Below are 26,508 nucleotides of genomic sequence, written 5' to 3' on the forward strand. Positions count from 1 at the left end.
TATTCCGGTGTATTCCTGTGTACTGCGGGGCGAGTCGCGGTGGTGGGAACCGGTGGGCCCGTCGCGACTACTGGGCTGAGTCTACTAAGCGGTAACTTAATCGGTTCTTGCCGAGACTACCCACTTACGTCGCCGCACTGTAGCCGCGCGGGCGGTGATCTGTGTCGCTCAGGCTTGCCTCAGCCCCTGCGGGCGCGGTACGCGCGGCCGGGGGTCCTGTGCGCGGGTCCGGCCGCGCAGCCGGCGCGGGCCGAGGCCGCGGGCGGCGATCGCGGCCGTGCGGGCGAGGATCGCCAGGTCCATCCCGAGCCAGTGCTCGCGTACGTAGTACAGGTCCTGGACGGCCATCTCCTCCCACGGCAGCCCGGACCGGCCGCCGATCTGCCAGGGGCCCGTGATGCCGGGGCGGACCGCCGTACGGGCGCGGGCGGTGCCCGTCAGGGGGTGGTCGACGGGCAGCGGGCGCGGGCCGACCAGCGACATCTCGCCCCGTACGACGTTGATCAGCTGCGGCAGGTGGTCCAGGTAGTGGCGGTGCAGCAGCCGGCCCGTGCGGGTGGCGGGGGCGGTGCGGAACGCCAGCATCGCGAAGGGGCGGCCCCGGGCGCCGGCGCGCCGCAGGGGGATGAGGGCCGGGCCGCGGGACGTGACGGCGACGGCGGCGGCGAGCGCCAGCAGCGCGGGGGCCAGGAGGAGGAGCAGGAGGGTGCCGCCCACGACGTCGACGGCGCGTTTGGAGGTGGACATCCGCGTCTCCCGTGGGGAGTGGTTCGCTGCGTCTTGGTGTTGTTGCTGTAGCTACGTGGTGAGCTTTTTGGGCTGCTGTGTGGGTGTTTGGCAGCTTCCGTGGGGCATGACTTTCGCAGACGCTCCGGCGTCGGGGGCGCTACGCCACGCGTGGGGGCGGCGCGAGGGCAGCACGAGGGGGGCGGCGCCGCCGCAGGCCGCAGAGCTGCGGATAAGCGTGGGCTAAAAGTTGAGTGGGGTGGACTCAGCTCTGTTGACTCTCCCCGGGCCGTCGGGCATGCTATGAGTCAGATCCACTCAAGTAGTTTCAGCTGGAGGAATTGACATGGCACGTGCGGTCGGCATCGACCTGGGCACGACTAACTCCGTCGTCAGCGTTCTGGAGGGCGGCGAGCCCACCGTCATCACCAACGCCGAGGGAGCCCGGACCACGCCGTCCGTCGTCGCCTTTGCGAAGAACGGCGAGGTGCTGGTCGGCGAGGTCGCCAAGCGCCAGGCGGTCACCAACGTCGACCGGACGATCCGTTCGGTCAAGCGCCACATGGGCACGGACTGGAAGATCGAGCTCGACGGCAAGAACTTCAACCCGCAGCAGATGAGCGCCTTCATCCTGCAGAAGCTGAAGCGGGACGCCGAGGCGTACCTGGGCGAGAAGGTCACCGACGCGGTGATCACCGTCCCGGCGTACTTCAACGACTCCGAGCGCCAGGCCACCAAGGAGGCCGGCGAGATCGCGGGCCTGAACGTCCTGCGGATCGTCAACGAGCCCACCGCCGCCGCCCTCGCCTACGGCCTGGACAAGGACGACCAGACCATCCTCGTCTTCGACCTCGGCGGCGGCACGTTCGACGTGTCCCTGCTGGAGATCGGCGACGGCGTCGTCGAGGTGAAGGCCACCAACGGCGACAACCACCTCGGTGGCGACGACTGGGACCAGCGCGTCGTCGACTACCTGGTCAAGCAGTTCCAGAACGGCCACGGCGTCGACCTGGGCAAGGACAAGATGGCCCTCCAGCGGCTCCGCGAGGCCGCCGAGAAGGCGAAGATCGAGCTGTCGTCCTCCACCGAGACGACGATCAACCTGCCCTACATCACGGCCTCCGCCGAGGGCCCGCTGCACCTGGACGAGAAGCTCACCCGCGCCCAGTTCCAGCAGCTCACCTCGGACCTGCTGGAGCGCTGCAAGACCCCGTTCAACAACGTCATCAAGGACGCGGGCATCGCCCTGTCCGAGATCGACCACGTGGTCCTGGTCGGCGGCTCCACCCGCATGCCCGCCGTCGCCGAGCTCGTCAAGGAGCTGACTGGCGGCAAGGAGGCCAACAAGGGCGTGAACCCGGACGAGGTCGTCGCCATCGGCGCCTCGCTCCAGGCCGGCGTCCTGAAGGGCGAGGTCAAGGACGTCCTGCTGCTCGACGTCACCCCGCTGTCCCTCGGCATCGAGACCAAGGGCGGCATCATGACCAAGCTCATCGAGCGCAACACCACGATCCCGACCAAGCGCTCCGAGATCTTCACCACGGCCGAAGACAACCAGCCGTCCGTGCAGATCCAGGTCTACCAGGGCGAGCGCGAGATCGCGGCGTACAACAAGAAGCTGGGCATGTTCGAGCTGACCGGTCTGCCGCCGGCGCCCCGCGGCGTCCCGCAGATCGAGGTCTCCTTCGACATCGACGCCAACGGCATCATGCACGTGACCGCGAAGGACCTGGGCACGGGCAAGGAGCAGAAGATGACCGTCACCGGCGGCTCCTCGCTGCCGAAGGACGAGGTCGACCGGATGCGCCAGGAGGCCGAGCAGTACGCGGACGAGGACCACCGCCGCCGCGAGGCCGCCGAGACCCGCAACCAGGGCGAGCAGCTCGTCTACCAGACGGAGAAGTTCCTCAAGGACAACGAGGACAAGGTCCCCGGCGAGGTCAAGACCGAGGTGGAGACCGCGCTCGTCGAGCTGAAGGAGAAGCTCAAGGGCGAGGACTCGGCGGAGATCCGCACCGCCACCGAGAAGGTCGCCGCCGTCTCGCAGAAGCTGGGCCAGGCCATGTACGCCGACGCCCAGGCGCAGCAGGCCGCCACCGGTGACGCGCCTCAGGGCGACGCCGGCCAGGCCAAGGCCGACGACGACGTGGTCGACGCCGAGATCGTCGACGACGAGAAGCCCAAGGGCGGTGCCGCGTGACGGAGGAGACCCCGGGCTTCGAGGAGAAGCCCGACGTTCCCTCCGGCGCCACCTCTGACGACGCCGCCGAGACCGCCGGCTCCTCCGACAAGGAGGGCCGCGCGGCCCCGGCAGGGGACGCAGCCAAGACCGCCGGCCTGACGGCGGAGCTGGACCAGGTGCGCACGGCGCTCTCCGAGCGCACCGGCGACCTCCAGCGCCTCCAGGCCGAGTACCAGAACTACCGCCGTCGCGTCGAGCGCGACCGGGTGTCGGTCAAGGAGATCGCCACGGCGACCCTCCTGGCCGAACTGCTGCCCGTGCTCGACGACATCGGCCGCGCGCGGGACCACGGGGAGTTGGTGGGCGGCTTCAAGTCCGTCGCCGAGTCCCTGGAGACCGCCGCGGCGAAGATGGGCCTCCAGCAGTTCGGCAAGGAGGGCGAGCCCTTCGACCCGACGATCCACGAGGCGCTGATGCACAGCTATGCGCCGGACGTCACGGAGACCACGTGCGTCGCGGTGCTCCAGCCGGGGTATCGCATCGGCGAGCGGACCATCCGCCCCGCGCGGGTGGCCGTGGCCGAGCCCCAGCCGGGCGCGGCCCCGTCGACCTCCGGCAAGGAGGCCGCGGAGTCCTCGGACGCCAAGGGTGCCGAGGACGGCGCGGCGGACGCCGAGGGAGCTAAGGGTGCGAAGGCTGACGGCAAGGAGAGCGGTGGCCCGGACAAGGGCTAGCGCGAGGGTGCTGGTGAAGGTGACGGGTCGGAAGGAGGGACGTCGATGAGCACGAAGGACTTCGTCGAGAAGGACTACTACAAGGTCCTCGGCGTCCCCAAGGACGCCACCGAGGCCGAGATCAAGAAGGCGTACCGGAAGCTCGCCCGCGAGTACCACCCGGACGCCAACAAGGGCGACACCCGGGCGGAGGAGCGCTTCAAGGAGATCTCCGAGGCGAACGACGTCCTCGGCGACCCCAAGCGGCGCAAGGAGTACGACGACGCCCGCGCCCTCTTCGGCAACGGCGGCTTCCGCGCCGGTCCCGGCGGCGCCGGCGGCACCTTCAACTTCGACCTGGGCGACCTCTTCGGCGGCGCCCAGGGCGGAGCCCAACCGGGAGGTGGCGCAGGCGGCTTCGGCGGCGGCATCGGTGACGTCTTCGGCGGTCTGTTCAACCGCGGCGCGGGCGCGGGCACCCGCGTCCAGCCCCGCCGCGGCCAGGACGTCGAGTCCGAGGTGACGCTCAGCTTCACCGAGGCGGTCGACGGGGCCACGGTCCCGCTGCGGATGTCCAGCTCCGCGCCGTGCAAGGCGTGTTCGGGCACCGGCGACAAGAACGGCACGCCCCGCGTGTGCCCGACCTGCGTCGGCACCGGCCAGGTCTCGCGCGGCGGCAGCGGCTCCTTCTCGCTCACCGACCCCTGCGTGGACTGCAAGGGCCGCGGGCTGATCGCCCAGGACCCCTGCGAGGTCTGCAAGGGCAGCGGGCGCGCCCGCTCCTCGCGCACCATGCAGGTGCGGATCCCGCCGGGCGTCTCCGACGGCCAGCGGATCCGGCTGCGCGGCAAGGGCGCCCCGGGCGAGCGCGGCGGACCCGCCGGCGATCTGTACGTCGTCGTGCACGTCGGCTCGCACCCGGTCTTCGGCCGCAAGGGCGACAACCTCACCGTGACCGTCCCCGTGACGTACGCGGAGGCCGTCCTCGGCGGCGAGGTCAAGGTGCCCACGCTCGGCGGGCCGCCGGTCACCCTGAAGCTGCCGGCCGGCACTCCCAACGGACGGACGATGCGCGCCCGCGGCAAGGGCGCCGTTCGCAAGGACGGCACCCGCGGTGACCTGCTGGTCACGGTCGAGGTCGTGGTTCCCAAGGATCTGAGCGACAAGGCGAAGGACGCGCTGGAGGCGTACCGCGAGGCCACCACGGGCGAGGACCCGAGGGCCGCGCTGTTCGAGGCCGCGAAGGGAGCATGAGGACGATGGACGGAAGGCGCCGCAACCCCTACGAACTGACCGACGAGTCACCGGTGTACGTGATCTCGGTGGCGGCCCAGCTATCCGGTCTGCACCCGCAGACCCTGCGTCAGTACGACCGGCTGGGCCTGGTCTCCCCCGACCGCACGGCGGGGCGGGGCCGGCGCTATTCCGCCCGGGACATCGAGCTGCTGCGCACCGTGCAGCAGCTCTCCCAGGACGAGGGCATCAACCTCGCCGGCATCAAGCGCATCATCGAGCTGGAGAACCAGGTCGCGGCGCTCCAGTCCCGGGTCGCCGAGCTGTCGGCCGCGGTCGAGGGCGCGGCGGTGGCGATGCAGCAGCGCGAGGCGCAGGTGCACGCCTCCTACCGGCGCGACCTCGTGCCGTACCAGGACGTGCAGCAGGCGACCGCGCTGGTGGTGTGGCGCCCCAAGCGGGGCGAGTAGGACACCCTCCGCCGCCGACGGTGCGGCGGCGGAGAGTTGGAGGGCCATCACCCCGTATCCCGGGGCGATGGCCCTTCACGCGTTCTGGGCGTCGTGGTCGAGGATCCCCGACTGGGCGATCAGATAGCCGAGTTGGGTGCGGCTGCCGCTGCCCAGCGACGAGCCCAGCTTGGCGATGTGGGCGCGGCAGGTGCGTACGTTCATCCCGAGACGGCGCGCGATCGCCTCGTCGACGTGCCCCTCCACCAGCAATTTGGCGATGGAGCGCTGGATTCCGGTGATCCCGTCCAGATCGGGGCCGTACGAGATCGGCTCCTCCCACGGCAGCCCGTGCAGCCAGAACTGCTCGAAGACGCCGACGAGGTACTCCACGATCCCCTTGTGCCGCAGCTCCAGTGCGAAGAGCCGATCGCTGCTGGCGGGGATGAAGGCCACCTTGCGGTCGACGATGATGAGCCGGTCGATGATCTCCTCCAGGGTGCGCACCTCCACTCCGGCGGGGCCGACCTTCTCCATGTAGGAGAGCGTGGCGGGGTGGTGGCGCGCGGTGTGCTGGTAGAGCGTGCGCATCCGCACCCCGCGTTCGATCAACGGCTCCACCCGGCGCAACGCCTTCTCCAGGGAGTGGGGTTGGCGTCCGCTGCCCGGTTGGACGGTGAGGAGTTCCTGTGTGCAGTCCGCGGTCACCTGGTCGAGGGTCGCGTTGATGCGGTTCAGTCCTTCGAGGACGGTTATCCCCTGCGGGACGGTGGAATTCTGAGCGGTGTACGCCATGAACGGTTCGAGGGCGTCGGTGAGGGCCACGGCCCGGCGGCGGCGTTCCTGGATTTCCCGCTCGATGGGGTGAATGAGTTGTGAGAGCGCGGAGGCGGGCGGAACCGGTCGCAGCCATTGCGCGTCGTACGGGTCGGGGTCGAGCAGGGCGAGGTCGAAGAGACAGGGCGCGGACTCCGCTTCGGAGCGGGCGATGCGCCCGGTGCGCAGGGCGGTGATGTAAAGACCCTTTCCCGCCTCGCACAACTTTCCGTCTGCGTGAGGGTGTCCGAGTTCGCCCCCATTAGACGTCATGTGTACCCCCTCATGTTCCTGCAATACAGGAACATGATGCCTGCCGTCGCTGGTGCAAGCGTTCGGAGTGAGACATCGTCTTATGCGCGGGGGAGGAGGAATGATCAAATGAGGTGGAGATCACCCATGTCTAGGACGCTACGTGCTCTCTGTGCTCTGGCCCTGGCGGCAGCCGCGCTGGGTGCGGCGGCATCCGTCGGTGAGCCCTCCTGGGAACGCGTCCCCGCGAGCTCCCTTGCGGCGACGCAGGGTGAGCCCTCGTGGGAGTCCAGCCCCCTTGGCGCGACCCCGGCTGGCGAGCCCTCCTGGGAACTCACCCCCGCGCACGCTGTCGAAGGTGTGGACGCATGACCATTCCCCCGGACGACCGGTCCTTCCGGCGTGAGATGGCCACGGCCTACCGCTCGGGGTGGCACTTCATCGACCTCGTCACGGCCATCCCCCACCGCGGCGATTCGTTGATGGTCACCCTGTTCGGCGAACCCATCGTCGTGGCGCGCGAGGAGGACGAGGACGTTCGAGCGTACCGGTGCCTACGGCGGCCGAGAGGGGCGCCACAGCCCGTCCGGTGTGCCATCCGGTACGGCATGATCTTCGTCAATCTGGATCAGCGCGATCAGGAAATGGTCGAGCCCGACACCACCACCGCCACCCCCCGCAGTGCCTGAGCGATTCCCCCGTCGTTCCAAATCGCTCCGGCACTTCCCCCACACAGCGGCGCCATCGCGGACCTGAAACGCGATGGCGCCGCTGTGCGTCTGCGTACGTTGCGCGCGGGGTGCTCGGGCCGCGCGGGATGCTCGGAGCGCACGGGGCTTCCGTGCGGCCGATGCGGCCGATGCGGCCGATGCGTCCGTTGCGGCAGTGCGGGGCGGTCAGCCGCGGCCCAGGGCCCGCTCGACGGCGATCTCGATCACCACGCGGTCGGGGTTCGGCCGGGGCGTGCGCCCGTAGCGCTCCGCGTACCGCCGCACGGCGTCCTCGACCGGCTCCGGCTCCGTGCGCACCCGCGCCCGCCCCTCCAGCGTCGCCCAGCGCCTGCGGTGCGCCTGGCAGACCGCGACCCGGGCGCCCTCCTCGCCCGCCGCGGCGAGCACGTGGGCGACCTTGCGGCTGCCCTTGTTGGTGATCACCCGGGCGATGCCCGCCTCGGGGTCGAAGGTCACCCCCACCGGGACGACGTGCGGACTGCCGTCGGGCCGCAGCGTGGTCAGCGTGCACAGGTGGTGCTCGCGCCAGAACGCCAGGTACTCGGGCGTCAGGTCGCGCAGATCGGTGATGGCCATGTCCCCCACCCTAGATATCGGGAGCCGGCGGACGGTCGGGTGCGTCCCCGATGCAGAGGGGCAGAGGGGCAGAGGGGCAGAGGGGCAGAGGGGCAGAGGGGCAGAGGGCAGGGGCAGAGGGCGCCACCGCTGGCGAGAGCGTGATTGAGTGGAATAGACTCAACTTTGTGCAGGTTGACCGAGTCAGTATCAGAGTCGTCTTCAGTGCACTGACGCGGGGTGACCTGTGGAGCCCCGACCCGCCCGCGAGGAGGAGAGACCGGACGTGGACGCCGAGCTGACCAACAAGAGCCGGGATGCCATCAACGCCGCCACCAGTCGGGCGGTGTCAGCCGGTCATCCCGATCTGACCCCGGCCCACCTGCTGCTGGCCCTGCTCGCGGGCCAGGAGAACGAGAACATCGTCGACCTGCTGGCCGCCGTCGAAGTCGACCAGGCGGCCGTACGGGCGGGCGCCGAGCGGGTGCTCGGAGCCCAGCCCAGCGTCACCGGCTCCACCGTCGCACCGCCCCAGCCGAACCGCGAGTTCCTGGCCGTCATCGCGGACGCCGCCGAGCGCGCCAAGGAGCTCGGCGACGACTACCTCTCCACCGAGCACCTGCTGATCGGCATCGCCGCCAAGGGCGGCCAGGCCGGCGAGGTGCTCTCCGCGCAGGGCGCCTCCGCGAAGAAGCTGCTCGAAGCCTTCGCGTCGATCCGCGGCGGACGCCGGGTGACCACGGCCGACCCCGAGGGCCAGTACAAGGCCCTGGAGAAGTTCGGCACCGACTTCACCGCCGCCGCCCGCGACGGCAAGCTGGACCCCGTCATCGGCCGGGACCAGGAGATCCGCCGGGTCGTCCAGGTGCTGTCCCGGCGCACCAAGAACAACCCCGTCCTCATCGGCGAACCCGGCGTCGGAAAGACCGCCGTCGTCGAAGGGCTGGCCCAGCGCATCGTCAAGGGGGACGTTCCCGAGTCGCTGAAGAACAAGCGGCTGGTCTCCCTGGACCTCGGCGCCATGGTTGCAGGTGCGAAGTACCGGGGCGAGTTCGAGGAGCGGTTGAAGACCGTCCTCTCCGAGATCAAGGAGAGCGACGGCCAGATCGTCACCTTCATCGACGAGCTGCACACCGTCGTCGGCGCGGGCGCCGGCGGCGACTCCGCCATGGACGCGGGCAACATGCTCAAGCCGATGCTGGCCCGCGGCGAGCTGCGCATGGTCGGCGCCACCACCCTCGACGAGTACCGCGAGCGGATCGAGAAGGACCCGGCGCTGGAGCGCCGCTTCCAGCAGGTGCTGGTCGCGGAGCCCACCGTGGAGGACACCATCGCCATCCTGCGCGGGCTCAAGGGCCGCTACGAGGCCCACCACAAGGTCCAGATCGCCGACTCCGCGCTGGTCGCCGCCGCCACCCTCTCCGACCGCTACATCACCTCCCGCTTCCTGCCCGACAAGGCCATCGACCTCGTCGACGAGGCCGCCTCCCGGCTCCGGATGGAGATCGACTCCTCGCCCGTCGAGATCGACGAGCTCCAGCGCGCCGTCGACCGGCTGCTGATGGAGGAGATGGCCCTGAAGAACGAGTCCGACCCCGCCTCCCGCCAGCGCCTGGACAAGCTCCGCCGCGACCTCGCCGACAAGGAGGAGGAGCTGCGCGGACTGACCGCCCGCTGGGAGAAGGAGAAGCAGGGCCTGAACCGGGTCGGCGAGCTGAAGGGAGAGCTCGACGAAGCGCGCGGCCGGGCCGAGCGCGCCCAGCGCGACGGCGACTTCGACACCGCCTCCAAGCTGCTGTACGGGGAGATCCCCACCCTGGAGCGGGAGTTGGAGGCCGCGTCCGAGGCCGAGGCCGAGGCCCGTACCACCACCATGGTCAAGGAGGAGGTGGGCTCCGACGACATCGCGGACGTCGTCGGCTCCTGGACCGGGATCCCCGCCGGCCGGCTGCTGGAGGGCGAGACGCAGAAGCTGCTGCGGATGGAGGACGAACTGGGCCGACGGCTGATCGGCCAGGGCGAAGCCGTCCGGGCCGTCTCCGACGCGGTGCGCCGCACCCGCGCCGGCATCGCCGACCCCGACCGCCCCACCGGCTCCTTCCTCTTCCTCGGCCCCACCGGCGTCGGCAAGACCGAGCTGGCGAAGGCCCTCGCCGACTTCCTCTTCGACGACGAGCGGGCCATGGTCCGCATCGACATGTCCGAGTACGGCGAGAAGCACAGCGTCGCCCGGCTCGTCGGCGCGCCCCCCGGCTACGTCGGTTACGAGGAGGGCGGCCAGCTCACCGAGGCCGTGCGCCGCCGCCCGTACAGCGTCGTCCTGTTGGACGAGGTGGAGAAGGCCCACCCCGAGGTCTTCGACGTGCTGCTCCAGGTCCTCGACGACGGCCGGCTCACCGACGGCCAGGGCCGTACGGTCGACTTCCGCAACACCATCCTCATCCTCACCTCCAACCTCGGCAGCCAGTATCTGGTGGAGCCGCTGACCAGCGAGGAGCAGAAGAAGCAACAGGTCCTGGAGGTCGTCCGGGCGTCCTTCAAGCCGGAGTTCCTGAACCGGCTGGACGACCTGGTCGTCTTCTCCGCGCTCGACCGGGACGAACTGGCGCGGATCGCCCGCCTCCAGCTCGACCGGCTCGCCCGGCGCCTCGCCGAGCGCCGGCTGACCCTGGACGTCACGCCCGCCGCGCTGGAGTGGCTGGCCGACGAGGGCAACGACCCCGCGTACGGCGCCCGGCCGCTGCGCCGGCTGGTGCAGACCGCGATCGGCGACCGGCTGGCCCGGGAGATCCTCGCCGGCGAGATCACCGACGGCGACACCGTACGGGTGGACCGCTTCGAGGACGGGCTGATCGTCGGCCCGGCGGCCGACGGGGGTGCCGAGGAGCCCGTGCCGGAGAAGACGCTGTAGCACCGTCGCACGCGCCCCGTACGCCCCCGTACGAGCCCGCCCCGCGGAACGCGCCCGTCCGCCGCTCGGCGGCTCGATGGGGGCGGGGGTTGCCACCCCCGCCCCGCCATGGGGGAGGATGGCGGCAACCGTACGAAGGGAAATCCACGGTGACCATCGATCCGTCCTCGATTCCGAATTTCGGGGGCCAGCCCCAGCCTCAGGCCGCAGGACCGGCGGGACCCGTCGTTCCCGATCAGGACCTGGTCAAGCAGCTCCTCGACCAGATGGAGCTCAAGTACGTCATCGACGACGAGGGCGACCTCGCCGCTCCGTGGGAGGAATTCCGCACGTACTTCATGTTCCGCGGCGACGCGGAGCAGCAGGTCTTCTCGGTCCGTACGTTCTACGACCGTCCGCTGGACGTCGAGGACCGGACGAAGATCCTGGAGAAGATCGACGACTGGAACCGCCGCACGCTGTGGCCCAAGGTCTACACGCACCTGCACGAGGACGAGGAGGGCGGCGCGTCCGTCCGGCTCATCGGCGAGGCGCAGATGCTGATCGGGATGGGCGTCAGCCTGGACCACTTCGTCTCGTCCACCGTGAGCTGGGTGCAGGCGTCGATGGAGTTCGACAACTGGTTCGCCATCGAGATGGGCTTCAAGGCTCCGCCGGAGGGCGACCAGCCGGGTGCGGAGCCCGAGGGCGCCTGACCCTAGGGCCGTTGCGCCCTCACAGCGCGATCGGCGACAGCGTCAGCAGGTACGTGCCGTACCCGAAGGAGAGCCCGGCCAGGGCGGTGACCACTGCGACCGCCGCCCTGGGCCGGGCCCTCGTCAACCCCAGCGCGATCGGCACCAGCAGCGGGAACGCCGGCAGCAGGAAGCGCGGCTTCGACTCGAAGAAGCCCGAGCCGCCGACGGTGATCAACAGCAGTACGCCCGTGTAGACGAGCAGCGCCGCGGGCGGACGCTCCAGCACCAGCAGCGCGCCCAGCACCACCGACGCCAGCACGATCAGCAGCGCCATCGTCACCGAGAACACCGCGGGCCGCAGCACGATGTCCCGCACCACCCGCAGCGCGCCGGCGCCGAAGTCGAACTGCGACGTCCAGCCGCGCTGCACCGCGAAGTAGCCGCCGAGCGGGTCGCCCGTGCGGACCCCGACGAACAGCACGTAGCCGCACCAGCCGAGCGGCGCGAGGCCGGCGGCGAACCAGGGCCGCCAGGCGGTGCGCCGCTCGCGGCGCGCGAGGCGCACGAGTTCCACCGCGGCCACGCAGACGACGGCGGCGGCCACCGCGATCCCGTTCGGCCGCGAGAGGCCCGCGAGCGCGGCGAGCACCCCCGCCCACACCCAGCGCCTGGTCAGCACCGCGTACAGCGACCAGGCGGCGAAGGCGGTGAGCAGCGGTTCCGTGTACGCCATCGTCAGCACGATGGAGTGCGGCAGCAGCGCCCACAGCAGTACGAGCACGGTCGCGACCCGCCGCCCGTACAGCCGCTCCCCGATCGCGTAGATCCCGGCGGCGGCGGCGAGCGCGGCGCTCCAGGAGATCAGCAGCCCCAGCGTGCCGCTGGTGACGCCGGGCACGACGTACGAGAGCGCGCGCACCAGGCCCGGGTAGAGCGGGAAGAACGCGAGGTCGTTCTGGACGGCGCCGGGCCAGGTCAGGACGCGCCCGTAGCCGTGCTCGGCGATGAGCATGTACCAGTCGGAGTCCCAGGCCCGCCCCAGGATGGCGCGCGGCCGGCGCCCGATGTGCCAGGCCCAGCCGGCCATCAGCAACAGCCCCGTCAGCCGCGCCGCGACGAACAGCCCGAGCGCGGGCGCGGCCCGCCGCGGGAACGTGCGGGTCGGCGCTGCGGTCTTGGTCTCGACGAGGGGGTGGGCGGTGTCGGCGGTGTTTGCGGGGTCGGCGGTGTCGGCGGGCAGGGGGCACCTCCGGGCGCGGGTCGTGTGCTCGCACACAACATGGGTCGCGCGGATGCGCAGCGCGAGTGTCGCTGCGCTGACGGGGCCGGTGTTTTTGTCGTTCCCACCCATCCGGCCGAACGCCCTGCAGACGCCTCCCGGCCCGGGCCGGTGCGGTTCTGCCGCCAGCGCCCCTGACGTACCCGCCGTTTCCCTGCGGCCCTGTTGGTCCCTGCGCCCCGGTGGTGGGTTTCTCGCGCAGTTCCCCGCGCCCCTGTTTCGCTGCCCCCGTCACTTGTCTGCCGGCGGGGGCTGGGTGTGTTGGGCACAGGGGGAGGTACTGCGCGAGAAACCCACCACCGGGCCGCGCAGGCCAGCACACCCCGTAGGGAAACGGCGGGTTTGTCAGGGGCGCGAGGGGCTGCGCGTGCAGCCCATCACCGGGGCGCGGGGGCCAAGCCACCCGCAGTAGGGCGCGCGCCGGTGGTTTGGCTAGCCGCTTCGGAGGAGCTTTAGGCGGGAGACCGCTTCACGCAGCACCGGCTCCCGCTTGCAGAAGGCGAATCGGATGAAGCGCGCCCCCTCCTCCCGGTGGTCGTAGAACACCGCGTTCGGGATCGCCACCACCCCACACCTCCGCGGCAGCTCCCGGCAGAACGCGAAGCCGTCGCTCGCCCCCAGCGGGCTGATGTCCGTCGTCACGAAGTACGTGCCCGCCGGGCGGTACACCTCGAAGCCGACGTCCGCGAGGCCGTCCGCCAGGAGGTCGCGCCGGGCAGCGAGCTGCGACCGCAGGTCGTCGAAGTAGGCCCGCGGCAGCCGCAGCGCCTCGGCGATCGCGTACTGGAAGGGGCCGGCCGAGACGTACGTGAGGAACTGCTTCGCCGAGCGCACCGCGCTCACCAGCGCCGGCGCGCCGGTGACCCAGCCGACCTTCCACCCCGTCAGGGAGAACGTCTTGCCCGCGCTGCTGATGGTGACGGTGCGCTCGCGCATGCCGGGGAAGGTGGCGATGGGCACGTGCTCGCCGTCGAAGACGAGGTGCTCGTACACCTCGTCGGTGACCACGAGCAGATCGCGCTCCACCGCGAGCTCCGCGATCGCCGCGAGTTCCGCGCGGGTGAGGACCGTGCCGGTGGGGTTGTGGGGGGAGTTGAGGAGGATGAGGCGGGTGCGTTCGGTCACGGCGTCCCGCAACTCGTCGAGGTCGAGGTGGTACGCGCCGTCCCGGGGACGGAGCGTGACCGGGACGCGGCGCCCGCCCGCCATGGCCACGCACGCCGCGTAAGAGTCGTAGTACGGCTCCAACGCGATGACCTCGTCGCCCGGTTCGACCAGCGCGAGCAGCGCCGCCGCGATGGCTTCGGTGGCGCCCGCGGTGACCAGGACCTCGGTGTCGGGGTCGTGCTGGAGGCCGTACAGGGCGTGCTGGTGGTCGGCGATCGCGGTGCGCAGTTCGGGGACGCCGGGCCCGGGCGGGTACTGGTTGCCGCGGCCGTCGCGCACCGCGCGCACCGCCGCTTCGCGCACCGACTCGGGGCCGTCGGTGTCGGGGAAGCCCTGGCCGAGGTTGATCGCGCCGGTCTCGCTGGCCAGCGCCGACATCTCGGCGAAGATCGTGGTGCCGAACTCCGCGAGCCGGCGGTTCAGCAGTGGTCGGCGCGGCCCGTGCGGTCGGGGCGGCGGCGGTCCCGCGCCGTCGACGGCCGCTGCGGCAGTGCCTTCGTCCATGGTCGCCATGGCGACATCCTGGGCGGAACCTCTGGACTTGCTCAAGTCTGCTTTCGCCGGGCGCGGCGGGGGGCATCCCACCCTCGCAAGGCGTCCCGCCCGGTGCCGAAGGAGTCTCCGGGGCAGCCGAGGGCCGGGGCGCACGCCGGGGGAGAACCGGGGGGAAGCATGATGTTCGATGTGTTCATGACGGTCCTTTTGTTCCTGTTCGTAGGGGTGTTGGCCGCGGCCGTCGTGGGGGCGCGACGCCGTCTCGGCGGGCCGTCCGGGCGGCGCCGCGGTGGCTCGTGGGGGTCGGGCGGCGGCGACGGCGGCGGCGCGGGCTGCGGTGGCGGCGGCAGCAGTTGCGGCGGCGGTGGCGGCGGTTGCGGGGGAGGCGGCAGCTGAGGCACGTCCCAGGACTGCCTTCGAGGGGTACGGGGGCGATGACGGGGGGCGGAAGCGGCTGACACGGGGCAGCTGATCCGCAGCGCTGGGGGCACCTGGCGGGGGCGAACCACTCCCGCCGGGTGCCGGTCCCGTTCCCGGCCCCGTTCCCGGTCCGGGGGCGCGGACCGCGCCGGCGCGACCCGTTTTTCGATACCTTGTGCGGATTTTGTTGAACAGTTGAACCGCAACGCACCCCAGGAGATGGAAACCCCGCCAACTTGGGTAAAAATCACTGTCAGCCCCGCGTGTTTCATGATTCCGTTGACGGCGGAACCTGTTGAACCGTCCCACCCCGGGTGACAAGTCCCAGGCCGGCAACGGCCTGGAGCCCGAGCAGGCGCCTCCCTTCCGTACGTCACCGCCGCCCGGGGGCGCCTTCAGGTCCACGTATCCACCGCCGAAGCGTGTTTGCGGAGCCCATCCATGCTCACGACCCTCCATACCGCCTACACCGACACCCGTGCAGACGACCTGGCGTGGGCGCTCGACAGGGAGCCCCTGCCCGCGCTCGCCGTCCTCGACCTCGAACTCTCCGGAGCGAAGCTCCAGCTCAGGCTGCTCGGCGCTTCCCACCAGGTGCTGCTGGAGGAGGAGCAGGGCACCTGCTCCGAGACCGTCGCCTGCATGCCCGGCAGCAGTACGCCCCTCCCGCTCGGGGTGTCCAAGAAACTCGGCGACTGGGAGTACGAGTTCGCCGCCCGAGTGGAGACCCTGTCCCAGGGCTCGTTCGCCGGGCGCGCCCAGGAGCTGCTGGCCCTGGTGGCGGACCATCCGCACTCCCTCGCCGGAACGTTTCCGGGGGACCCGCACGCCTTCACCGCGATGATGGCCCAGCGGCGGGGGCGACAGGTGCTGTGGCGCACCTGGCACGCGTATCCGCAGGAGGGGCGGCTCGTGGTGACGCGCACCCGCGTGGGCGCGGTGGCCGCGGTCGCCCGGGGTGCGGGGGTGCCGTGCTGCCCCGAGCAGGTGCTGCTGTAGCCGTCGGGAGCGCCCGCCCCTTCGCGGCGCACGCGTCGTGCCCCGCGCGCTCGCCGTACTTCGCACGCCTTTCGCGCCCTTCGCGCTGAACCGGGCGCGTGCGCGCCCGCGTTGCGCTGCGCCGCGCCCCGTTGTGCGTACCGTCCCGCGCAAGTCGACAACGGCTTGCGCGGCTTCGCGCGCCCTGCTGCCGGTCGCCCCCGGTCGCCCCCGGTCGCCTCCCTGCCGTCTCCCTGCCGTCTCCCGCGCGACGGCGCGCGTCCGCGGCGCTCGGGGCGAGGCCGCAGGCCGCCCGTGCGCGGCGTGCGCGTCCCCATACACGTCCTACGGGGGGCGCGAAAGGGGTCGTCGCCGCGTGTGCGCCAGATGCACACGTGTGGGTGACAGGATGTGCGCAAACTGTGACGTAGCGTTACTGCATGATCGACCATTCGCCGCTGCTGTCTCCGCCTCCGGGCGCGCTGCCCCTGCCGGTGCGCCCGGACGCGGGCCGGTTCCTGGTGCTGTTGGCGGTCTTCATCTGCGCCGCCTGCGGTTTGGTGTACGAGTTGGAGCTCGTCGCCCTCGCCTCGTACCTGATCGGCGACTCGGTCACGCAGGCGTCCGTCGTGCTCTCCGTCATGGTCTTCGCGATGGGCGTCGGATCCCTGCTCGCCAAACACCTGCGCTGCCGGGCGGCGTTCGGCTTCGGGGTGTTGGAGCTGGCGTTGGCGGCGATCGGCGGCGGTTCGGCGATGGTGCTGTACGCGTCCTTCGCCTGGCTCGGCGAGTCGCACACCGCCCTGGTGGCGTTCTCGCTCGCCATCGGCGTCCTGATCGGCGCGGAGATCCCGTTGCTGATGTCCCTGATCCAGCGCATCTCCCGACGGGACGCGGAGGGCACGGTCGCCGACCTGTTCGCGGCGGACTACGTGGGCGCGCTCGTCGGCGGGTTGGCCTTCCCCTTCCTGCTGTTGCCCTGGCTCGGGCAGATCACCAGCGGCCTGCTGACGGGCGCGGTGAACGCGGTCGCGGGCGGGCTGCTGGTGCTCGGCCTCTTCCGCCGCGAGCTGACGGCGCGCTCCCGCCGCTGGCTGCTGGTCGCCAACGGCCTGGTGCTGCTCCTGCTGGGCACCGCGGCCGTGCTGGTCGACGACTTCGAACGGGCGGCGCGCGAGGCGGTGTACGGCGACCGGGTCCGGGTCGCGGTGCAGACCGACGTCCAGGAGGTCGTCCTGACCGGCGAGGGCTCCGAGCCGCCCGACATCTTCCTCGACGGCCGCCTGCGGGTCAGCGGCCACGACGAGTACCGGTACCACGAAGCGCTGGTCCACCCCGCGATGCTCGGCCCGCACGCGCGCGTGCTGATCCTCGGCGGCGGCGACGGGCTGGCTGCGCGCGAAGTGCTGCGGTACGCGGACGTGGACTCCGTGACCGTCGTCGAACTGGACCCCGGCCTCGTCGACCTGGCCCGCACCGACCCCGCGCTGTCCGAGCTGAACGACCACGCCTACGGCGACCCGCGCGTGCGGGTGGTGCACGAGGACGCCTTCGCCTGGCTGCGGGACCCCGGGCGAGCGGTCCCCGGAGCGTACGACGTGGTGATCGCGGACCTGCCGGACCCCGGTTCGACGGAGGGCGCGAAGTTCTACTCGCAGGAGTTCTACGGCCTCGTCGCGGGCATCCTGGCGCCCGAGGGCCGCCTGGTGGTGCACGCCGGCCCGTTGGAGGGCCGCGGCGAGACGTACTGGACGGTGGAGTCGACACTGAGGGCGGCGGGTTACGGGACGAGTCCGTACCGGGTGGGCCCGGAGTCGACGGACGGAGCGGAGGCCGGGGGCGAGTTGAACGAGCACTTCGACGCGTTGGGCGCGGAGTCCGCCCCTGAGGACTGGGGCCTACTGCTGGCGTCCCCCGGCCGCTCCCCCCACCTGGACCTCCCACCGGACGCACCGGCGCTCCGCTCCCTGACGCGGGAGGTCCTGGCGGCGGACGCGAAGGCGACGACGTCCACGAGACTGACGGGCATGCCCCCTTCGACACTGGTGCACCCGCGCTACGAGTGATCTCGCGCCTCGCGGTGACCTGCGGTCGGGCGAGCGGGTTGTCCGCGGCGGGCGGCGGGCGGCGGGCGGCGGGCGGCGGGCGGCGGGCGGCGGGCGGCGGTGCGCTTGGGCATGGGTGCCGTTTCCCTGCGGGTGCGTTGCCCTCTGCTGCCCGATGGGCTGGTCGCGCAGTTCCGCCCCCTGCCCCCAGGGGACCCCAGTGCCCCTCAAACCCGCTTGCCCTATGGGTGGGATGGTCTCTGAGAACCACCCAGGGTCCGCAGAGACCATCTCGCCCGTGGGGAAACGGCGTACACGTCAACGCCGTCGGGCCCGGGCAGTTCATGGCTGGCCCTGCGGGAGGCTACTTGCGGCGGCGGAGGGCGCGGGTGACCGCGACTGCCGAGACCACTGCCAGGGCTGCCGCGGGGGCCAGCCAGCGGAGGGGGAGGGGGGAGGACGTGGCGTCGGGGGCCGGTTGGGGGGCGTAGCGGCCCCTCGGGGGGGCGTGGTCGACCTCTTCCGCGCTGCGGCCGATCATCGTGCGGCGGGCGTGCGCCGCCTCCGCGGGGGGCTCCTCCAGCACGTCGTCCACGTCCAAGTCGTCGAAGTCGCCGAGGGATTCGATGTCGTCGAGACCGCCCAGGTCCTCAGCGTCGTCTGAGTCCTCGGCGTGCTCAGTGCCCGCAGTTCCCTCAGTGACCTCAGCGTTCTCTGCGTTCTCTGCGTTCTCTGCGGACGGCGCGCTCGTGGGCCCCTTCGCGCGGTCCTCGGACTCCGGCTCCCCCTCGCCCTCCGCCGCCACCTCGGCCAACCTCTCGGCGAAACGGTCCAGCAGACGGTGCGCGGCCTGCACGGTCGAGGGCTCCGGCAGTTCCGTCAGGCGGCCGGTGCCGTGGGCCGTGCCGGAGAAGCCCAGGGTCGTGCCGCCGTCGGCCGCGGTGGCGCGGATCGTCAGCGACGCCTTCACCGAGCCCGTGCCCCGTACCTCCGAGCCCTCCGCGGCGACCGCGAACCCGCCGTCCGTCTCGGAGATCCGCAGCGTGCCCCGGTAGGTGATGCTGTGGTTGCCGATCCGCACCTTGAGCCGGCCCGCCAGCGGGCCCCGGTCCCCGCCGGCGGCATCCGCGGCGCTCCGCTGCAGCCCGGGTACGCAGCGGGCGACCCGCGCAGGGTCCCCGAGCGTCAGCCGCACGGTCTCTACCGGAACCGGAACGAACACCTCGTGGTCCATGGAAACCGAGCCTACTCAGGCAGCCCCGCCCCGTCTGCCCTTCGCCCCGAGGCCGGAGCGTCCGGGCGCACAGGCGTACTGTCTCCCCCGTGACCCGCAGTGAAGACCTCGTCCGGCTCACCGCCGGCGACGCCCAGTTGACCATCCACCCCGACAACGGCTGCCGCATCGCCGGTCTCACCATCGGCGGGACCGAAGTGCTGCGGCAGGGCGAGCGCTACGGCTCGTTCCCGATGGTGCCCTGGTGCGGGCGCGTCGACCAGGGGCGCTTCCGCGACGGCGCCGACCTGCACCAGCTGCCGATCAACGCCGCGCCCCACGCCATCCACGGCACCGGCCGCGACGTCGCCTGGCGCACCCGGCGGGCCGGGGACGCCGAGGCCGCGTTCACGTACGAGCTGGCGGAGCCCTGGCCGTACCCGGGGCGCGTCACGCAGCTCTTCGAGCTGACGGAGTCCGCCCTCACGATCACCCTCGGGGTGGAGGCGTACGAGGACTCGTTCCCGGCGCAGGCCGGCTGGCACCCCTGGTTCCTGCGCAGCATCGGCGGCGCCGACGTCCGCGTCGACTTCGACGCGGCCTGGCAGGAGGAGCGCGGCGACGACCACCTGCCGAACGGGCGGCGCATCGACCCGAAGCCGGGGCCCTGGGACGACTGCTTCGGCATGCCCGACGGGGTCGACGTCACCCTCACCTGGCCCGGTCGGCTGGAGCTGAAGGTCACCAGCCGCGCGGAGTGGGTCGTCGTGTACGACGAGCAGGCCGAGGCCGTCTGCGTCGAGCCGCAGTCCGGGCCGCCGAACGGGCTGAACACCCTCCCGAGGCTGGTCACCCCGATCGACCCGCTGGAGGTCTCCACCACCTGGACCTGGCGCACGCTCTGAGCGCGCCGTGAGCACCCCGGCTCACGGCCTAAGCTCGTGAGCATGACTGACGTACGCGCTGACCTGCTCCAGCAGATCAAGGACAAGGCCGTGGTGCACGGCAAGGTGACCCTCTCCTCGGGCATCGAGGCCGACTACTACGTGGACCTTCGCCGGATCACGCTCGACGGCACCGCGGCCCCGCTGGTCGGCCGGGTCATGTCCGACCTCACCGCCGAACTCGACTTCGACTGCGTCGGCGGGCTCACCCTCGGCGCCGACCCCGTCGCCGCCGCGGTCCTGCACGCCGCCGCGGCGGACGGGCGGCGCGTGGACGCCTTCGTCGTGCGCAAGGCGGCCAAGGCGCACGGCATGCAGCGGCGCGTGGAGGGACCGGACATCAAGGGCCGTCGCTGCCTGGTGGTGGAGGACACCTCCACCACCGGCGGCTCCCCGCTGACCGCGGTGGAGGCGGTGCGTGAGGCCGGCGGCGAGGTGGTCGCGGTGGCGACGATCGTGGACCGGGCGACGGGCGCGGGCGAGAAGATCAGCTCGACGGCGGGGGTGCCGTACCTGTACGCGTACTCCCTGGACGAGCTCGGCCTGAGCTGACCCTGCGGGCCGGCCTGGACCCACGGCCCGGGCCTCGCAGGCCGGCCCCGGACCCGCGGCCCGGGCCCGGACTCGGCCGCTCTTTTGGGCTCCGCCCGGCTCGTACGTATGCCCCCAGACCGGGCAGACGTCCCGCCCCCGGAGTCTGGAAAGATGGGGGTCGACGATGACGTCGCCCCAAGGTCAGGGCCCTGGCATATCGCCGAAATCGCCGAACCGCAGATCACAAGGAGCGGACAGATGCCCATCGCAACCCCCGAGGTCTACAACGAGATGCTCGACCGGGCGAAGGCAGGCAAGTTCGCCTACCCGGCCATCAACGTGACCTCCTCCCAGACCCTCCACGCCGCGCTGCGCGGCTTCGCGGAGGCCGAGAGCGACGGCATCGTCCAGATCTCCACCGGCGGTGCGGAGTTCCTGGGCGGCCAGCACAGCAAGGACATGGTCACGGGCGCGGTCGCGCTCGCCGAGTTCGCGCACATCGTCGCCGCGAAGTACGACGTGAACATCGCGCTGCACACGGACCACTGCCCGAAGGACAAGCTGGACACGTACGTCCGTCCGCTGATCGCGGTCTCCGCCGAGCGCGTCGCGGCCGGCCGGAACCCGCTCTTCCAGTCCCACATGTGGGACGGCTCCGCGGAGAACCTGGCCGACAACCTGTCCATCGCGCAGGAGCTGCTGCCGCAGGCCGCCGCCGCCAAGATCATCCTTGAGGTCGAGATCACCCCGACCGGCGGCGAGGAGGACGGCGTCACGCACGAGATCAACGACGAGCTGTACACCACCGTCGACGACGCGCTGCGCACCGCCGAGGCGCTCGGCCTGGGCGAGAAGGGCCGCTACCTGCTCGCCGCGTCCTTCGGCAACGTGCACGGCGTGTACAAGCCGGGCAACGTCGTCCTCCGCCCCGAGCTGCTGAAGGACCTCCAGCAGGGCGTCGGCGAGAAGTACGGCAAGGCCGCGCCGTTCGACTTCGTCTTCCACGGCGGCTCCGGCTCCACGGCCGAGGAGATCGCCACCGCGCTGGACAACGGCGTCGTGAAGATGAACCTCGACACGGACACCCAGTACGCCTTCACCCGTCCGGTCGCCGCCCACATGTTCCAGAACTACGACGGCGTCCTGAAGGTCGACGGCGAGGTCGGCAACAAGAAGCTGTACGACCCGCGGACCTGGGGCAAGCTGGCCGAGGCGAGCATGGCCCAGCGCGTCGTGGAGGCGTGCGGGGCGCTGCGCTCCACTGGCACGAAGCTGAAGTAGTTCCGTAGTTCCGTACGAACGGCTACGGCTACGGCTACGGCTGAGGGCCCGGCGCTCCCCCGCGGGAGGGCGCCGGGCCCTGCTGCGTCCGTGGGGTCGCCCGCGGGCCCGTGCGCTGGGATGATCCGGACATGAGCGCGGACGACGCCGGTACGGACGCGAGTACGGGCCCGGGCACGGGTCCTACGGGTGCGGGGCCGCCGGGTGCGGGCCCCGGTACGGGCCCTGACGCGGGCGCGGGCGTGGACGACGCCGGCGGCATCAGGCTGGCCTCGCCGACGGGCCGCTGGGTGGTCCTGACGACCGTCCTCGGCTCCACCATGGCGCTGCTGGACTCCACTGTCGTCAACGTTGCCCTGCCGCACATCGGCGACGACCTCAACACCGACCTGGCCGCCCTCCAGTGGACCGTCAACGCGTACATGCTCACCCTCGCGGGCCTGATCCTGCTGGGCGGCTCGCTCGGCGACCGCTACGGGCGGCGGAAGATCTTCGTCATCGGCGTGGTGTGGTTCGCGCTGGGCTCGCTGCTGTGCGGGCTGGCGCCGAACGGCATCTCGCTGATCGTCGCGCGCGCCCTCCAGGGCATCGGCGGCGCGTTGCTGACCCCCGGCTCGCTGGCCATCATCCAGGCCAGCTTCCACCCCGACGACCGGGCCCGCGCGGTCGGCCTCTGGTCCGGCTTCGGCGGCGTCGGTGCGGCGATCGGGCCGTTCGTCGGCGGCTGGCTGGTCGACGGGCCCGGCTGGCGCTGGGTGTTCCTGATCAACGTGCCGATCGCGGCGCTGTGCGTGCCGATCGCGCTGCGGCACGTGCCCGAGTCCCGCGATCCCGAGGCCAAGGACCGCGGTCGCTTCGACGTCCTCGGCGCGGTGCTGGGCGCCGGGGCGCTCACCCTGGTGACGTACGCGCTGATCGCGGCAGATTGGTGGCCCGGGGTGCTCGGCGTGCTGGTGGCGCTGGCCTTCGTACGGGTGGAGCGGCGCAGCCCGGACCCCATGATGCCGCTGTCGATCTTCAAGTCGCGGATGTTCTCCGTGGTGAACGTGGTGACGCTGTGCGTGTACGCGGCGTTCGGCGGCTTCTTCTTCCTCGCCGCGCTCCAGCTCCAGGTCGTCTCCGGCTACTCGGCTCTCCAGGCCGGTCTCGCGCTGCTGCCGACGACGGTGCTGATGCTGCTGTTCTCGGCGCGCTCCGGGGAGCTGGCCCAGCGCATCGGCCCGCGGATCCCGCTGACGGTGGGCCCGCTGCTGTGCGCCGCGGGGATGCTGCTGATGCTGCGGGTCGGCCCGCACGCCGTGTACGTGCGGGACGTGCTGCCGGCGCTGCTGGTGATGGGCCTGGGCATGGTGACGCTGGTGGCGCCGCTGACCGCGACGGTGCTGGCGTCGGTGCCGACGAGCCGGGCGGGCATCGCCAGCGGCATCAACAACGCCGCCGCGCGCGCGGCCGGGCTGCTGGCGGTGGCGGCGCTGCCGCTGCTGGTGGGGATGGGGCCGGAGGCGTACCGCTCGGCGACGGAGTTCGACACCACCTTCGACAAGGCGATGCCGATCTGTGCGGGGGTGTTGGTGGTGGGCGCGCTGGTGGCGGCGGTCTGGATCCGCCGCCCGGCGCGTCCGTGTGCGCACCCGGAGTGCAAGGTGAACTGCGGGGTGGGAGCGCCACCGCTGGAGTCGGGCTCGGCGGACCCTGCGTAGGGCCGTGCTGATGCCTGCTGGCCCTTGCCTGACGGCGCCTGGTGGGCTGCTCGGTTCCGCCCGTGGTGGCCGCGCCCCTGACATACCCGCCGTTCTCTCTGCGGTGGCGTGGGTCTCCGCGCCCCGGTGGGTGGCTTGTCGCTCCGTTCTCCTCCTACGCCCAGAGGGCGTGGTGGTACCCCCACGCGCCCCTGAACCCTCGCCGTTCCCCTGCGGGATCCATGTCCCCTGCGGCCCGGTGGGTGGCTTGTCGCGCAGTTCCCCGCGCCCCTAAAAGCCTCCACCCGGCCCGCAGACAAGTGACGGGGGCAGCGAATCAGGGGCGCGGGGAACTGCGCGAGAAACCCACCACCGGGGCGCAGGAGGCAATGGTCCGGCAGGGAAACGGCGAGGGCATTTGGGGCGGGCGCGGCATCCCGCGAAGGCGCAGGCGTGGGCTAGTGCTTCGGGGGCGGGAGGGCCCCGGCCGGCAGTGGGGGCAGGTCGGTGTGGACGACCTTGTAGCCGCCCTTGACCACGGGGGCGAAGGCCGCGGGGGCGAGGCAGGTCCCGACGCCCCCGTCGGCGCGTCCGTCGACGTTGACGACGCCCCAGCTGAAGCCCAGCCGGTCCGGTCGACCGCTCTCGCCCTGCTGGACGCTGATGCCGACGCGCTTGCCGTCCTCGCCGGTGTTGGACTTGCGGACGACCGCGGAGAACGTGGCCGTCCTGCCGCCCGTGACCAGGCAGTCCACGTCGGCTATCGCCCACCCGGTCCGGCCGCTGTCCGGGTCGTAGTGGCTGAACTTGAGGGTGCCGCCGGCGTCGGTCGGCAGGCCCTTCGGGGCGCCGGGGATCGGCTTGGCGAAGGGGGTGGCCTTCGCGTCGACCGAGAAGCGGATGGTGTCGTTGGCGGAGTACGAGAAGTGGATCTGTGCGGAGCCGCGGACGCTCGCGACGTCGGCCGCCTTCTGCGGCTCCCATCTCTGCGGCTCCCACGTCTGGGGCTTCGTCGGCTGCGCAGAGCCGACGTGCGCAGAGCCGACGTGCGCAGAGCCGACGTGCGCGGAGCCGGCGTGCGCGGTGGTGGCCGTGGCGATGCCGGCGAGCAGCGCGGTGGTGGCGCCGAGGGTGGCGACGGTGCGGGTGGTGGCGGTGAAGCGCATGGCTGACTCCCATGTGAAGGCCGTGCCGGTCGGTGCTCGTGGCGCCGCTTGAACGATCACCAGCCTCGCCGTCCGCCCCCGTCCACGACCATCCACCGATCGGCAGAAAGAACGGGCGCCTTGAGCGGATGCGCTCTGCCGATCGGGGGATCCGGCGACCGCGGCCCGCCCCCGTACGCTGATGATCACGCGAGGGGATCGCGGGATCGCGGGATCAGGGGATCGGGGGACCCATGGAGTTGGCTGCCGGCGCACCGCCGTGGAGCGCGGCCGTCGCCCTGCCCGCCGTCGCCGGCACGGCGGTCGTCGCGTGGGCGCTGCTGAGGGTGCGTAAGGATCCGGCCGTACGGACCCGGCTCGCCGCCCCGACCGCGGTGTGCGCCCTGGCCTCGCTGGCCTCCACCGGCACGTCCGTCGCCGTCGGCGCGACCGTGGGCGGCGCGGGCACCGCCGGGGAGACCCGCGGGTACTGGAGCCTCGCGGAGGCCGGCGTACTGCTGCTGCTGATCGTGGCCGTGGTCCGCTGGTCGCCGTCGCGGGAGCGGCGGTACGCGGTCGTGCTCGGCGGGCTCGCGGTGGCCGGGTGGCCCGCGGCCCTGATCGAGGGGTCGTTGCTGGAGCGGGCGGGCGCGGCGGCGTTCTGGCTGCTGCCGGTGGCGGGCGCGGTGGCGACGGGCACGTACCCGCGGCTGGCGGCCCGGCGCCGCGCGGACGAGGTCGCCCGGGCCGGGCGCGCCCAGCAACTCCGGCTCTCGCGCGACCTGCACGACTTCGTCGCGCACGACATCAGCGGGATCGTGGTGCAGGCGCAGGCGGCGCTGTTCGTCGCGGCGAGCGACCCCGCGCAGGTGGTGCCCGCGCTGGAACGCATTGAGCGCGCCGGGCTGAACGCGCTCGCGGCGATGGACCGTACGGTCGCGATGCTCGGCGACGACGACGCCGTTGCGCGGGCGGCGCTCCCCGGGCTCGACGCGCTGCCCGCGCTGGTGGCGGAGTTCGGTGCGACGGGCGGCGCGGACGCCCGCCTGGAGGTGTCGCCGGCCGCGGCCGACGCCCTGCCGCGGGAGACGGGCGCGGTCGCGTACCGCGTGGTGGTGGAGGCGCTGACGAACGTACGCCGGCACGCGCCCGGTGCGCGCCGGGTGGACGTACGGGTCGTACGGGACGCTGACCTCGACCGCACGGCCGGCGCGGTCGAGGTCAGCGTCACCAACGCCCCCGGGGCCGGGCGGCGGCTCTCGTTGCGCCGGGCGCGCGGCGGCGGCGGCCTCGGCATCCCCGCGCTCACCGAACACGCCGCGGCCGTCGGCGGCACCCTCGTCGCGGGCCCGGCCGCGGACGGCGGCTGGCGGCTGGCGGCCACGTTCCCCGGGGCCACCCCCACAGGCCGGAAGGGGCCGATGTGACCACCCGTATCCTCCTCGCCGACGACCAGGACGACGTACGCCACGGCTTCCGGCTGATCCTCGACTCCCAGCCCGACATGACGGTGGTCGGCGAGGCGGCCGACGGCCTCACCGCGGTCGAAGCGGCGCGCGAACTGCGGCCGGACCTGGTCGTCGCGGACATCCGCATGCCGGGTCTGGACGGCCTGGAGGTCACCCGCCGACTGGCCGGCCCGGGGGTCGCGGACCCGGTGCGGGTGCTGGTGGTGACCACGTTCGACCACGACGACTACGTCCGTACGGCGCTGCGCGACGGCGCGTGCGGCTTCCTGCTGAAGCGCTCGGGCCCGGGGCTGTTGATCGAGGGGGTGCGGGCGGCGATGGCGGGCGACGTGCTGATCAGCCCGCAGCTGACGGTGCGGCTGCTGAGCGGGGCCGAGCCCGAGGAGGCGGCGCCTTCGGAGGCGGGTCCGGCGTCTCCTTTGACGGCGCGCGAGGAGGAGATCGCCCGGCTGGTGGCCGAGGGCCTGACGAACGCGGAGATCGGCGCGGCGCTGTTCATCACGGCGGGCACGGTGAAGACGCACGTCGCGAACGTCCAGACGAAACTGGGAGTGCGGAACCGCGTGGGCATCGCGGCGTGGTCGTGGTCCAGGGCACTGCGATGAGTTTGCGGG

Annotated in this window: 22 protein-coding genes; 15 read left to right on the forward strand and 7 right to left on the reverse strand. The window is 72.1% G+C overall.

The annotated features are described in order from the left end of the window. Positions 1-168 precede the first annotated feature (168 nt). On the reverse strand, positions 169-747 hold the full coding sequence (locus tag ABZ842_RS22450) for a sugar transferase (protein ID WP_361539246.1): 579 nt from the start codon (positions 745-747) through the stop codon (positions 169-171). A gap of 325 nt (positions 748-1,072) precedes the next feature. Here ABZ842_RS22450 and dnaK point away from each other — a divergent pair, with 325 nt between their 5' ends. From dnaK to ABZ842_RS22470, 4 genes are read left to right on the forward strand one after another with little or no spacing between them, the layout of a single operon-like run. Then, positions 1,073-2,926 (forward strand): molecular chaperone DnaK, encoded by a 1,854-nt coding sequence (gene dnaK / locus ABZ842_RS22455; protein WP_361539249.1) that lies wholly within the window; start codon positions 1,073-1,075, stop codon positions 2,924-2,926. Continuing rightward, on the forward strand, positions 2,923-3,642 hold the full coding sequence (gene grpE / locus ABZ842_RS22460; RefSeq protein WP_361539252.1) for a nucleotide exchange factor GrpE: 720 nt from the start codon (positions 2,923-2,925) through the stop codon (positions 3,640-3,642). The genes dnaK and grpE overlap by 4 nt, the downstream gene beginning before the upstream one ends. A 45-nt stretch (positions 3,643-3,687) precedes the next feature. Further along, the gene (dnaJ, locus tag ABZ842_RS22465; RefSeq protein ID WP_361539255.1) at positions 3,688-4,875 is read left to right on the forward strand and encodes a molecular chaperone DnaJ; all 1,188 of its coding nucleotides are present in this window, start codon (positions 3,688-3,690) and stop codon (positions 4,873-4,875) included. A 5-nt stretch (positions 4,876-4,880) separates the two neighbouring features. Then, positions 4,881-5,324, forward strand: a complete 444-nt coding sequence (locus ABZ842_RS22470; RefSeq protein ID WP_361539258.1) for a helix-turn-helix domain-containing protein — start codon at positions 4,881-4,883, stop codon at positions 5,322-5,324. A 75-nt stretch (positions 5,325-5,399) separates the two neighbouring features. On the opposite strand, the gene ABZ842_RS22475 is transcribed toward ABZ842_RS22470, so the two are convergent. Then, complete coding sequence (locus ABZ842_RS22475; RefSeq protein ID WP_361539261.1) at positions 5,400-6,392, reverse strand: helix-turn-helix transcriptional regulator; 993 nt, start codon at positions 6,390-6,392, stop codon at positions 5,400-5,402. A gap of 347 nt (positions 6,393-6,739) precedes the next feature. Between ABZ842_RS22475 and ABZ842_RS22480 the strand changes: the two genes are divergently transcribed. Beyond that, a complete protein-coding gene (locus ABZ842_RS22480) occupies positions 6,740-7,060 on the forward strand; it encodes a (2Fe-2S)-binding protein (RefSeq protein WP_361539264.1) in 321 nt (106 codons plus the stop codon). Between the two features lie 207 nt (positions 7,061-7,267). Here the strand turns inward: ABZ842_RS22480 and ABZ842_RS22485 are convergent, their stop codons facing one another. Next, the gene (locus ABZ842_RS22485) at positions 7,268-7,678 is read right to left on the reverse strand and encodes a TIGR03618 family F420-dependent PPOX class oxidoreductase (RefSeq protein WP_361539267.1); all 411 of its coding nucleotides are present in this window, start codon (positions 7,676-7,678) and stop codon (positions 7,268-7,270) included. A gap of 265 nt (positions 7,679-7,943) precedes the next feature. Here ABZ842_RS22485 and clpB point away from each other — a divergent pair, with 265 nt between their 5' ends. Both clpB and ABZ842_RS22495 read left to right on the forward strand, forming a co-directional pair. Next, complete coding sequence (gene clpB / locus ABZ842_RS22490; protein WP_361539270.1) at positions 7,944-10,568, forward strand: ATP-dependent chaperone ClpB; 2,625 nt, start codon at positions 7,944-7,946, stop codon at positions 10,566-10,568. A 149-nt stretch (positions 10,569-10,717) separates the two neighbouring features. Beyond that, positions 10,718-11,263 (forward strand): YbjN domain-containing protein, encoded by a 546-nt coding sequence (locus ABZ842_RS22495; protein ID WP_361539272.1) that lies wholly within the window; start codon positions 10,718-10,720, stop codon positions 11,261-11,263. A gap of 19 nt (positions 11,264-11,282) precedes the next feature. On the opposite strand, the gene ABZ842_RS22500 is transcribed toward ABZ842_RS22495, so the two are convergent. Together ABZ842_RS22500 and ABZ842_RS22505 are read right to left on the reverse strand one after the other, a co-directional pair. Next, positions 11,283-12,332 (reverse strand): glycosyltransferase family 39 protein, encoded by a 1,050-nt coding sequence (locus tag ABZ842_RS22500; RefSeq protein WP_361539467.1) that lies wholly within the window; start codon positions 12,330-12,332, stop codon positions 11,283-11,285. 624 nt (positions 12,333-12,956) lie between these two features. Next, on the reverse strand, positions 12,957-14,195 hold the full coding sequence (locus ABZ842_RS22505; protein ID WP_361539470.1) for a pyridoxal phosphate-dependent aminotransferase: 1,239 nt from the start codon (positions 14,193-14,195) through the stop codon (positions 12,957-12,959). 852 nt (positions 14,196-15,047) lie between these two features. Here ABZ842_RS22505 and ABZ842_RS22510 point away from each other — a divergent pair. Then, the gene (locus ABZ842_RS22510) at positions 15,048-15,605 is read left to right on the forward strand and encodes a DUF2617 family protein (RefSeq protein WP_361539275.1); all 558 of its coding nucleotides are present in this window, start codon (positions 15,048-15,050) and stop codon (positions 15,603-15,605) included. A 419-nt stretch (positions 15,606-16,024) separates the two neighbouring features. Beyond that, a complete protein-coding gene (locus tag ABZ842_RS22515; RefSeq protein WP_361539278.1) occupies positions 16,025-17,650 on the forward strand; it encodes a polyamine aminopropyltransferase in 1,626 nt (541 codons plus the stop codon). A 343-nt stretch (positions 17,651-17,993) separates the two neighbouring features. Here the strand turns inward: ABZ842_RS22515 and ABZ842_RS22520 are convergent, their stop codons facing one another. Further along, positions 17,994-18,863 (reverse strand): SRPBCC family protein, encoded by an 870-nt coding sequence (locus tag ABZ842_RS22520; RefSeq protein WP_361539281.1) that lies wholly within the window; start codon positions 18,861-18,863, stop codon positions 17,994-17,996. Positions 18,864-18,952: 89 nt separating this feature from the next. On the opposite strand from ABZ842_RS22520, the gene ABZ842_RS22525 reads away from it, so the two are divergent. From ABZ842_RS22525 to ABZ842_RS22540, 4 genes are all read left to right on the forward strand, one after another. Next, positions 18,953-19,747: an aldose 1-epimerase gene (locus ABZ842_RS22525; protein ID WP_361539284.1), complete on the forward strand. Its 795-nt coding sequence runs from the start codon at positions 18,953-18,955 to the stop codon at positions 19,745-19,747. Between the two features lie 42 nt (positions 19,748-19,789). After that, positions 19,790-20,338, forward strand: a complete 549-nt coding sequence (pyrE, locus tag ABZ842_RS22530; RefSeq protein ID WP_361539286.1) for an orotate phosphoribosyltransferase — start codon at positions 19,790-19,792, stop codon at positions 20,336-20,338. Positions 20,339-20,491: 153 nt separating this feature from the next. Beyond that, a complete protein-coding gene (gene fbaA, locus ABZ842_RS22535) occupies positions 20,492-21,601 on the forward strand; it encodes a class II fructose-bisphosphate aldolase (RefSeq protein ID WP_361539289.1) in 1,110 nt (369 codons plus the stop codon). Positions 21,602-21,732: 131 nt separating this feature from the next. Continuing rightward, the gene (locus tag ABZ842_RS22540) at positions 21,733-23,301 is read left to right on the forward strand and encodes an MFS transporter (protein WP_361539292.1); all 1,569 of its coding nucleotides are present in this window, start codon (positions 21,733-21,735) and stop codon (positions 23,299-23,301) included. 437 nt (positions 23,302-23,738) lie between these two features. Here the strand turns inward: ABZ842_RS22540 and ABZ842_RS22545 are convergent, their stop codons facing one another. After that, the gene (locus tag ABZ842_RS22545) at positions 23,739-24,446 is read right to left on the reverse strand and encodes a hypothetical protein (protein ID WP_361539295.1); all 708 of its coding nucleotides are present in this window, start codon (positions 24,444-24,446) and stop codon (positions 23,739-23,741) included. Between the two features lie 233 nt (positions 24,447-24,679). On the opposite strand from ABZ842_RS22545, the gene ABZ842_RS22550 reads away from it, so the two are divergent. Both ABZ842_RS22550 and ABZ842_RS22555 read left to right on the forward strand, forming a co-directional pair. Then, positions 24,680-25,852 (forward strand): histidine kinase, encoded by a 1,173-nt coding sequence (locus ABZ842_RS22550; RefSeq protein WP_361539298.1) that lies wholly within the window; start codon positions 24,680-24,682, stop codon positions 25,850-25,852. After that, positions 25,849-26,499, forward strand: a complete 651-nt coding sequence (locus tag ABZ842_RS22555) for a response regulator transcription factor (protein WP_361539301.1) — start codon at positions 25,849-25,851, stop codon at positions 26,497-26,499. Before ABZ842_RS22550 ends, ABZ842_RS22555 begins: the two co-directional genes overlap by 4 nt. Positions 26,500-26,508 lie beyond the last annotated feature (9 nt).

It is taken from the genome of Streptomyces sp. NPDC047315 (genome assembly GCF_040643215.1).
Classification (GTDB): domain Bacteria; phylum Actinomycetota; class Actinomycetes; order Streptomycetales; family Streptomycetaceae; genus Streptomyces.